This window comes from Klebsiella sp. MS 92-3 (genome assembly GCF_000195655.1).
GTDB lineage: Bacteria > Pseudomonadota > Gammaproteobacteria > Enterobacterales > Enterobacteriaceae > Klebsiella > Klebsiella pneumoniae.
Map to the genome: position 1 here is coordinate 1 of NZ_GL882764.1, position 820 is coordinate 820.

General features: G+C 52.4%; 1 protein-coding gene. It reads right to left on the reverse strand.

The genetic code is table 11. The features are described 5' to 3' along the window. Positions 1 to 52 precede the first annotated feature (52 nt). Positions 53 to 757, reverse strand: a complete 705-nt coding sequence (locus HMPREF9538_RS21000) for an IS6-like element IS26 family transposase (RefSeq protein ID WP_001067855.1) — start codon at positions 755 to 757, stop codon at positions 53 to 55. Positions 758 to 820 lie beyond the last annotated feature (63 nt).

Sequence of the window (820 nt, forward strand, 5' to 3'; positions counted from 1 at the left end):
GGCACTGTTGCAAAGTTAGCGATGAGGCAGCCTTTTGTCTTATTCAAAGGCCTTACATTTCAAAAACTCTGCTTACCAGGCGCATTTCGCCCAGGGGATCACCATAATAAAATGCTGAGGCCTGGCCTTTGCGTAGTGCACGCATCACCTCAATACCTTTGATGGTGGCGTAAGCCGTCTTCATGGATTTAAATCCCAGCGTGGCGCCGATTATCCGTTTCAGTTTGCCATGATCGCATTCAATCACGTTGTTCCGGTACTTAATCTGTCGGTGTTCAACGTCAGACGGGCACCGGCCTTCGCGTTTGAGCAGAGCAAGCGCGCGACCATAGGCGGGCGCTTTATCCGTGTTGATGAATCGCGGGATCTGCCACTTCTTCACGTTGTTGAGGATTTTACCCAGAAACCGGTATGCAGCTTTGCTGTTACGACGGGAGGAGAGATAAAAATCGACAGTGCGGCCCCGGCTGTCGACGGCCCGGTACAGATACGCCCAGCGGCCATTGACCTTCACGTAGGTTTCATCCATGTGCCACGGGCAAAGATCGGAAGGGTTACGCCAGTACCAGCGCAGCCGTTTTTCCATTTCAGGCGCATAACGCTGAACCCAGCGGTAAATCGTGGAGTGATCGACATTCACTCCGCGTTCAGCCAGCATCTCCTGCAGCTCACGGTAACTGATGCCGTATTTGCAGTACCAGCGTACGGCCCACAGAATGATGTCACGCTGAAAATGCCGGCCTTTGAATGGGTTCATGTGCAGCTCCATCAGCAAAAGGGGATGATAAGTTTATCACCACCGACTATTTGCAACAGTGCC

Bases quoted from the DNA above. Each gene is read 5' to 3' on its own strand.
- HMPREF9538_RS21000 (WP_001067855.1), bottom strand. From the start codon at position 757: ATGAACCCATTCAAAGGCCGGCATTTTCAGCGTGACATCATTCTGTGG.